The 7,742-nt window shown below is 54.5% G+C and carries 11 protein-coding genes; 6 read left to right on the top strand and 5 right to left on the bottom strand.

Going from position 1 to position 7,742, the window contains the following annotated elements; translation table 11 throughout:
- From AAAC48_RS14625 to AAAC48_RS14610, 4 genes are all read right to left on the bottom strand, one after another.
- Positions 1–479: PHB depolymerase family esterase (locus AAAC48_RS14625; RefSeq protein ID WP_340654874.1), on the bottom strand; the 479-nt coding region annotated here is incomplete at its 3' end.
- Positions 480–883: 404 nt separating this feature from the next.
- Positions 884–1,975 (bottom strand): DUF2252 family protein, encoded by a 1,092-nt coding sequence (locus AAAC48_RS14620; protein WP_340654875.1) that lies wholly within the window; start codon positions 1,973–1,975, stop codon positions 884–886.
- Between the two features lie 134 nt (positions 1,976–2,109).
- Complete coding sequence (locus AAAC48_RS14615) at positions 2,110–2,337, bottom strand: hypothetical protein (protein ID WP_340654873.1); 228 nt, start codon at positions 2,335–2,337, stop codon at positions 2,110–2,112.
- A 610-nt stretch (positions 2,338–2,947) separates the two neighbouring features.
- The gene (locus AAAC48_RS14610; protein ID WP_340654872.1) at positions 2,948–3,472 is read right to left on the bottom strand and encodes a thermonuclease family protein; all 525 of its coding nucleotides are present in this window, start codon (positions 3,470–3,472) and stop codon (positions 2,948–2,950) included.
- A gap of 592 nt (positions 3,473–4,064) precedes the next feature.
- On the opposite strand from AAAC48_RS14610, the gene AAAC48_RS14605 reads away from it, so the two are divergent.
- Positions 4,065–4,244 carry a hypothetical protein gene (locus AAAC48_RS14605; protein ID WP_340654871.1) on the top strand — a complete coding sequence of 60 codons (180 nt, stop codon included), beginning with the start codon at positions 4,065–4,067 and terminating at the stop codon, positions 4,242–4,244.
- An 81-nt stretch (positions 4,245–4,325) separates the two neighbouring features.
- On the opposite strand, the gene AAAC48_RS14600 is transcribed toward AAAC48_RS14605, so the two are convergent.
- Positions 4,326–5,201 (bottom strand): LysR substrate-binding domain-containing protein, encoded by an 876-nt coding sequence (locus AAAC48_RS14600; protein WP_340654870.1) that lies wholly within the window; start codon positions 5,199–5,201, stop codon positions 4,326–4,328.
- 258 nt (positions 5,202–5,459) lie between these two features.
- On the opposite strand from AAAC48_RS14600, the gene AAAC48_RS14595 reads away from it, so the two are divergent.
- The 5 genes from AAAC48_RS14595 to AAAC48_RS14575 form a co-directional block, all read left to right on the top strand.
- Entirely contained in the window at positions 5,460–5,795 is a 336-nt protein-coding gene (locus AAAC48_RS14595; protein ID WP_340654869.1) for an alcohol dehydrogenase catalytic domain-containing protein, read from the top strand.
- Complete coding sequence (locus AAAC48_RS14590) at positions 5,792–6,205, top strand: zinc-binding dehydrogenase (protein WP_340654868.1); 414 nt, start codon at positions 5,792–5,794, stop codon at positions 6,203–6,205. Before AAAC48_RS14595 ends, AAAC48_RS14590 begins: the two co-directional genes overlap by 4 nt.
- A gap of 30 nt (positions 6,206–6,235) precedes the next feature.
- Positions 6,236–6,616: a hypothetical protein gene (locus AAAC48_RS14585; RefSeq protein ID WP_340654867.1), complete on the top strand. Its 381-nt coding sequence runs from the start codon at positions 6,236–6,238 to the stop codon at positions 6,614–6,616.
- 70 nt (positions 6,617–6,686) lie between these two features.
- Complete coding sequence (locus AAAC48_RS14580; RefSeq protein WP_340654866.1) at positions 6,687–7,052, top strand: hypothetical protein; 366 nt, start codon at positions 6,687–6,689, stop codon at positions 7,050–7,052.
- Between the two features lie 378 nt (positions 7,053–7,430).
- A partial coding sequence (locus AAAC48_RS14575) for a DUF305 domain-containing protein (RefSeq protein WP_340654865.1) occupies positions 7,431–7,742 on the top strand: 312 nt, incomplete at its 3' end.

Below are 7,742 nucleotides of genomic sequence, written 5' to 3'. Positions count from 1 at the left end.
GGGTAAGTTGCCAGCATCGCCCCAGCCATGGCACCACCGGCCGACAGACCCGTTATGAAGGTTCTCGCTCGGTCCAGAGAATGCCTTCTGATCATGGTCGACACCATCTGGCTAATCGACAGGACTTCTCCATGCCCGCGCGTGGTGTCTGCCGTGGCAAACCAGTTGAAACAAAGGTTCGGGTTGTTTGATCGCTGCTGTTCGGGAAAGAGCAGGGCGAATCCATGTTTATCGGCGAGTTGAGACCATCCGGAACCGATGTCGTATTCCGCTGCCGTTTGTGTGCAGCCGTGCAGCACGACCACCAGGGGAGCATCGATCGCCAAGCCGACCGGAACGTAGTGCCAAGCACGCAGGTTGCCGGGATTGGAGCCAAAATCCGGTAGCGGCTTCAGACGCGAATTGGTTGCCCTGCTCAACGCGTCGGCAAATGTATGTCTGGCGTTAAGTCTTTTAATCGTGTCGGCAATGTTCCGCATGGTGTCACCTTTCAGTCAACGTCCACAATTGCCTCCCACATGCTCTAATGCTGCAACTGCGAAATAGTTGCTGCGATGCACAAATTAAACTTCTGGCGAAAAGGTGCAAGCGTTAATGGGCAAATACCCGCAGTTCCAGAAAAAAGTGGCTCCCGTCCTGAGAGGGATGCGGGAGCTACAGTTTGCCGTGGAAGGGAGGGGAACCACGGCCGGGGGTCAAAAAACTTATCAGAACGCTAAGGTTTCTGGGAACCTCGTCTTGCTGTCATCAATCTGTCGGAAGCATTCTGCACGTTTTCAGTGCCATTAAATTGGACCAAAGACGCACAATTTGGATAATAGCGCGTAATCCAGCGTGCCAATAACGCACGCTAGACGAGAGGAGGGCAAGCGCGCTTCCCACGTTATTGTCGGTTCAATGGGAAATTATCCTTGAACTCCTCGTAGTCGGCCTCAACTATCGGTCTAACTTTCTTAACGGCATCGCAGAGCCATTCGGAGCCGCGATGCTCTAAATCGCCGACCACGGCAGCAAAGGCCGTAGCGTCATGGGCATGACAGTTTGCGATCTCTCTGCCCATGAATTCCAGCATGTCATGCGACAGGATAATTTCCCGATCGTCCTCAACCTCGATCTTTCTGCTGTTTGGCGAAAGCCGACGCACAATGATCGAGCCCGTGACCTGATAGTGAGGATCGGGAGACCGCTGCCGCCCCTTGGCGATCGATTCTGTAAATATCGTGTGGTCTCCTGACGAATGCGCCAGCAACCAAGCAGACTGAACGAGCCTCTTGGCTTCACGCACCACGTTCCCGCCCTTCCACCGAACAGTGCCAGCGAACCGCGGTCGACCGAGACTGCCCGTTCCCGCACTTCGTCGCGCAAATGAGAATGTAGGATTTATTTCGGGCAGAGCGTCATGCAGAGCGAATTCGTATGCCGGCTGTGTGCCACGCAGCTCGTGAGGGGCTTTCTCTAATTTGTCCCAAAATTTTTGTCGCTCGTTTTCCGGCATCACAAGGTTTTCACGCAAATTCCTGTGCTCCTCATCGAGGATTATCGGTTCCAACTTGTTCAATCCAAGCCGATAACCCCCAAGGATCGTTTCGCATATTTCCCGTACCGACGTTGTTTCATCGTTGCGTGCAAGAGCTGCACTGACCGCCAGACGAACCAGATCAAGTGCATACGGCATGGGAGCCGCATCGTCGAAATCATTGGCTCCCCACACCAGCCGGCCTTCGACGTCACGCCACGTTCCGAAGTTCTCGAGATGCGTGTCGCCGATCGCCACTACCACAGGCGCGTCCGAGAGCTCAGGGCAAATTTCCAATATGGTCTCCGCCCATCGCCAATAGGTAGCGCGCAAAAAGGCGAAAGCGTTGTCTTGCATTTTGGTGTGTTTCTTGTCGCGATCGGGTTGGAATAAATCACCCTTCAGCTCGGCTTCAAGCCAAGCCTCAAAGGCACCAAAAGACTCCATGAATGAGGCCATGATTTGCCATCGCGAATAAGAGTTGATTGTCGAGCGGCGAGTATTTGCAGGCTGTGCGTTCCACAAAATAATACACTTGGCTTTAATGCCCAATGCCTTTTGCCGACTATAAAAGCTTTTTGAAGATTCAAATCTCAGCGCTGATCCATTTTCTCCCGCAAATCGGCCAGCGCTTGCATTGCCGCTTCATCACGGCTCATGCCTTCTTCCATATACTTGATAATCAGACGCTCCTGAAACGCCAACTCATCCACAGTGTGTTCGTCTAAGGGGCTCCGCGGGGATTTTGGCTTGCGCTTCATGAAACCACTCCACTTTGTTTCAGCAGGAATGTTGTCAGGAAAATGTGGCATTTTATTCATGATGCCGCGATGCGGAACTATGCTCGGTGCGCTAATGGTTCCCGAAAATCTCAATCAGAGAGAATCTCTGACAAGCCTGTCGTCGAGCCGATCGCAATTCCCCACCGGGGAGGCTTCAATCCAAATGTCACAGTAGGCGGTCTTACAATGAATGCGGGTGCAATCGCTCCTCTCGGCGGGGCAATCACCCCCCAATCTACGATTGAGAATTACGCTCAAGCCTAATGGAACGAAACCGATCGCTTTCCATGGGATATTTCATCAAAAAAGTCATGACCAATGGGAAGCAGTTCCACCCAAGGCTGCCCCCGGACATGTATTGCTAACGCCGCCCAGATCGCGAAATAACCATTGCCATGGTTCAATCGTCACAACCTAACGCTTTTCGAACTGGCCCATATCGCAAACAATGAGGGCTGGCCGTCAAAATCTGTCCAGCTGCAACGTTGGGCCCATTTTCCTCAGTATGGTGCACGCCATCCGGCGGCGATTGCCTCGGTCTCGTCGCAGAACCAACGCTCACCTTTCTTTGTATCAATCCGCGTCTTGGCATAATCTCTGGACCAAGGGACATGATAGATTCTGTCGCCGCTCTTATTAATATTTCCCTTTATTGGGCAACCATCGGGAGCTTTTTGCTTCCAATCTTCCCATTTGTGCGCTCGAAATTCCCAGGCCGTTCAGTTTGCGCTTGCCACACACCCACAAGTTTCGCTTTGGCAATTTCCTCGATTTGGTCGTTGTCATGTGAATATTTTTTGAAAGACCAAGCCATTCCTCTGCGGATCATTTCAGCGTTGATGTCTACTCCGTCGATTGTGCACACCGATAAGGTTCGGCCACGAATTTCTTTGCCGCGGTCATCGCATATGAGGGATCCGCCTTTAACCAAATCCGTGAGCGCCTTGCTTGCTTCCTTGCCGCACGGCCAGGTTCCGCCACTTGCTGATTTGCATTTCTGACCCGGTTCAGGTGCATCAATGCCGTGAAGGCGATATCTGACACCATCCACATCCAGTGTATCTCCGTCGACAACGTGAATGTGAGGAGCTTCTTCGGCAAAAGCATGGAAAGCAAATAGTGAGAGTGTCGCTGTCAAAAGAGTACGACAGATTAGCGCGGCTATGACCTGCAAATGACCTCCTCCGGGAGGTTTCCCCGGCAAACGATATGACGTTGCTGGTTTTGCCGCTATTCATATTACATTGCTGGATCGTTGCCGCCTATCGATGTACTCGACAAGGCAGGGGAAACGGAGTGTCTTACTTGCTATGGCCATCCCGGATCACCTCATCGTTTTTGTAGCCTTCAACTGCCCTAATAACAGCGCGCTCGTGCCAGACATGGAGTGACGATAGCAGCCAAACCAGGGATCCTTTCTGCTCTCATCAAACAAGCAAATGGCGCGACGGATCTTACCCGAGAAGAAAAGTAGGCTCTCCTTCGAGACGGTGCGAAAACAGGAGACGACGAACTATGTCCACAAGAAGCGATGACGAGCGTAGGGAAGCAGGCGGGAACGTGCTTGAGGCGATGCGTATCTTCAATTCCGAGGTTCGGAGGGCGACGAAGCTGGGCCTAAGCATTGAGGTTCAGCAGTTGAAGATGCTCACCTCTGATGGCGAGGTCCCATTATATCGGCCGCCATTCATAACGCTTCGAACTTTGTGCCCGCACCGGAAATTCCTGTCGACGATCCGGACCGAAGCGTTCGTTGTCAGAATGCGATGCAGATCGCCTTTCAAAACATGGCGGAACGAGCCATGGCCGCCGGCTGGCGAGATCAAGAGGTGGCCGCGGCATTGGTCGATCTCGCCGAAAATCATATGCTCGCGCTCGGTTCCAATCAGGAGATCAAGGAAGCCACAAAAAGCGCAATTTCGAAACTCGGCTCACGCCGACGCTAGCTTGCAGCGTTTTGCCAACTGCAAAGGCCCCATTTGAGCGGATCGTCCCAAACGATCCGCATCTCCCAAGCCATACTGCCGCTATGCTGCGTTGGCAGTCGCGCCCGATAAGCTCCCGGTGAGGTAAGAAATGAGCGGCTGGACAAGCTCAGCCTGAGCAGTGTCTTCGCCGATCACGACAATTTCAGTCATCGGCAGAGCGGGCCAATGTTCTGGAGCGCGCAGGATTTGCAGACCTTCCTGTACGAAGGAACGGCCGAGAACCGTGACGCCAAGGCCGCCTGCGACAGCTGCCTGGATGCCCATGAGGCTGCTCGCCGTGCAGGCCGCAAACCATTCGCGGCGCACCGAATCCAGCGCCTGAATCATCACCTCACGATAGGTGCAGGGTGGCTGGAGCAGAACCAGCGGTGCCGGTTTGGAGAAGTCGGGCTTGTAGTCGGTAGATGCCATCCAGACGAGGGGCTCGCGCCAGATGATGCGACCGCGCTGGGCAGCGCCATCCTTCTTGGCAATGACGGCATCGAGGGCACGGTCCTCATAGGCGGCAAGGAGGCTGCAGCTCAGTCCGGTCATTAACTCCAGATGGACGCCGGGATAGAACCGCCGGAAGCGCGCAAGCATGCTTGGCAATTGCCGCGGCACAAAGTCTTCCGAGACGCCGAGGCGCAGACTGCCGACGGTCGCGGGTTCGAGCATACCCCGGACTGCAATGTCGTTAAGTTCCAGTATCCGCCGGGCTGTGACAAGGAGTTGTTCGCCGTCACGGGTAAGGTTCAGCGCGCGGCTGGTGCGCTCGAACAGCCGCCGTCCGACTGTCTCTTCCAATCGCAGGATCTTCTGGCTGACGGCGGACTGCGAGCGCCCGACCACCTCGGAAGCAGCGGTGAATCCTCCGGTTTCGGCGACAGCGACGAACGCGCGCAACAGGTCGATTTCAAGATCCGGGTATCGCATAACTGATCCATCTAGTCGAAATTCAGATTGTTATGATTAGAACTATGCGTTTTACTTATTGAGAGCAAGCCCTCAGTCTGGCCATCGAACAGGAGTGAGACATGCGCGCTCAGAAATTGAATGTTGATGGGGGACCTGAGAACTTTGAGTTACCGAGGTCACCCGGCCGGAGATCGATGTGAGGATCCCGGGGCGAACTGCCTGCCTGGTCCCTTCGTCCAGCACTAACTCCAAAAACTTTCTGAAAGGAATGATCCGATGAAATCTGTTGGTTACTACAAGCCGCTGCCTATCAATGACGACCAGGCACTCGTCGATCTTGATCTGCCGATGCCCGCCCTCAAGCCACGCGATATCCTGGTCAAGGTCGAAGCGGTCTCCGTCAATCCTGCCGACGTCAAGATCCGGGCCAGCGCCGCACCCGCCGAAGGGACAGCCCGCATACTTGGCTATGACGCTTCCGGAACGGTGGAAGCCACCGGCCCCAAAGTCACGATGATCAAAAAGGCGATGCGGTGTTCTATGCAGGCGCTATCGATCGAGCAGGCTCTTACAGTGAGTTTCACGCGGCAGATGAACGGATCGTCGGCATGAAGCCCGAGTCGCTGACATTTGCGCAGGCAGCGGCGCTGCCCCTGACCTCCCTCACAGCGTGGGAACTTTTGTTCGACCGCCTTCGCGTTCCCTATGGAGACAAGACGCGGAACGATGCGCTGCTGATCATCAACGGTGCCGGCGGTGTCGGCTCGATCCTGACCCAGATCGCCCGCCAACTGACCGGCCTCACCGTGATCGCCAGTGCATCACGCCCGGAAACCGTTGCCTGGTGCATGCAAATGGGTGCGCACCATGTGATCAATCATCGCCGCCCGCTCGATGTGGAATTGAAAAACATAGGAATCCCCGAAGTCCGCTATGTCGCGGGGCTGACCGCGACAGAAGAGCACCTATACCGAGTCCAATCAGGTTTCCGTTCGGCCAAACTGCAAAATCTGCTACAATAGGGTTGGAGGAAACTTGGGAGGAGTTCGGTCATGCGCAACTTATCGAAGTGCATGCTTGCGATATCGCTATTCGGAGCGAGCGTTGCAAATGCAGAACCCATCACGTTTCACACACAAACATTCAGCGACCAGACCACAGTGACTATGGCACTGACTTCAAGTTCGGCGTTGTTGCAGCAAGAATACGACTTCGGCGTGACCATCAAACTTATCGAAACCGATGCGACGGGCTCGGTGACCTTTCAGGACAATGGGTTGCACAAAGCGCTCGTTCAATGCCATGCAGTACCTGGAAAAATATTTGTCGGAGGCAAGGAATATCTAGTTGCACCGGACCAGGCTACCTCCGCCCAAGACATATGGAAAACCAACCTCTGGCGAGCGGTTTGCGCGACGCCTCCCATTTCCTGAGTCCATTCGTTCGCGCCTTCTGGTTTGCCCGACAATCGTGTTGGACAAAGCCGGCACCATGCAGCATGCCTTGACCAGTCATCTCATATGCCACACGCGCTCCGGAGCCTTTGATGCGGCCGGCGCAAACATCGTTCCCTATCCGGTCGACTATCGAACTCGGAGCGCTGCCGACCTTTATAAGCCCGTCGCTTCGATTGCCGCGGGTCTCGCGGTCTCTGACCTCGCTGCCCACGAATGGCTGGGATTGATCAGTTACAGGTTGATGGGACTGACAGCGGAAATCTTTCCAACGAGTGCCGGGCCATCTTCGGTGATCCGGACGGGGCATGTTGATCTATTTGGCGGAACATTATTCCGGTGGTACGGTTACGAAGACGGAGGCTGCACCGAAGTATGGGATCTATCCGTAAGTTCGCGCAAATTCTTTTCGTAGTTTTGTTGGCGCTCGTACTTGCGACATCAAGTGCGGGGGCAGGCATTCGCTCACCCGAGCGCAGGGCGATCGCTGATTGTACGGGGATACCTCACGCTTCCGGCATCCAAACATCTTCCAGTAAACATTATTCCGGAATCGCCTCACACTGTTGCTCAATCGGCCATTGCTGGGTTGCCATGCAAACTGAAGTAGCTGCTATGGCGATTGAGCTGCCGGGATTTCGTGTCGCGGACCTCACGCACGAGATCGCAGTCATTCCGGTCTCGACACGGCTCGAAAAACCTCCTCAACACCTTTGATTTTCCAGTTCATTTTCGACACACCTGTCCTCGCGGCCAGGTGCGTGAGTTCAATGGCAAATGAAGGAAATTCAAGATGCGTATTCTTACACCAGCCTTGGCCGTCGCAATCCTTATTAGTGGCAGCTCAATCGCTCTCGCTCAGGAAGCAATGGGCAAGGGTCACAACATGTCTGGCGGAATGATGCCTGCGGCCTGCAAAGCGGCCGACGAAAGGAAAATGGCCAACCACCGTATGACCATGCCCAAAGCACCCAAAATGGACGCCGCCCATGCGGAACTAATGGATGCCATGATGGCCATGATGAAGCCAGCCGCCATGCAGGGCATGATGGCAAAAGATCCGGATGTGGCATTCGTGTGTGGCATGATCGTTCATCACCAAGGT

Source organism: Phyllobacterium sp. (genome assembly GCF_037994405.1).
In the GTDB taxonomy this organism is placed as follows: Bacteria; Pseudomonadota; Alphaproteobacteria; order Rhizobiales; family Rhizobiaceae; genus Phyllobacterium.
This window is presented reverse-complemented; position numbering and strand designations above follow the sequence as displayed.

What these genes read in the sequence shown, in the direction of transcription:
- AAAC48_RS14595 (WP_340654869.1), top strand. Translation starts at nt 5,460, where the DNA reads ATGAAATCTGTTGGTTACTACAAGCCGCTGCCTATCAATGACGACCAG.
- AAAC48_RS14585 (WP_340654867.1), top strand. Translation starts at nt 6,236, where the DNA reads ATGCGCAACTTATCGAAGTGCATGCTTGCGATATCGCTATTCGGAGCG.
- AAAC48_RS14590 (WP_340654868.1), top strand. Translation starts at nt 5,792, where the DNA reads ATGAAGCCCGAGTCGCTGACATTTGCGCAGGCAGCGGCGCTGCCCCTG.
- AAAC48_RS14605 (WP_340654871.1), top strand. Translation starts at nt 4,065, where the DNA reads ATGCAGATCGCCTTTCAAAACATGGCGGAACGAGCCATGGCCGCCGGC.
- AAAC48_RS14615 (WP_340654873.1), bottom strand. Translation starts at nt 2,337, where the DNA reads ATGAATAAAATGCCACATTTTCCTGACAACATTCCTGCTGAAACAAAG.
- AAAC48_RS14620 (WP_340654875.1), bottom strand. Translation starts at nt 1,975, where the DNA reads ATGGCCTCATTCATGGAGTCTTTTGGTGCCTTTGAGGCTTGGCTTGAA.
- AAAC48_RS14600 (WP_340654870.1), bottom strand. Translation starts at nt 5,201, where the DNA reads ATGCGATACCCGGATCTTGAAATCGACCTGTTGCGCGCGTTCGTCGCT.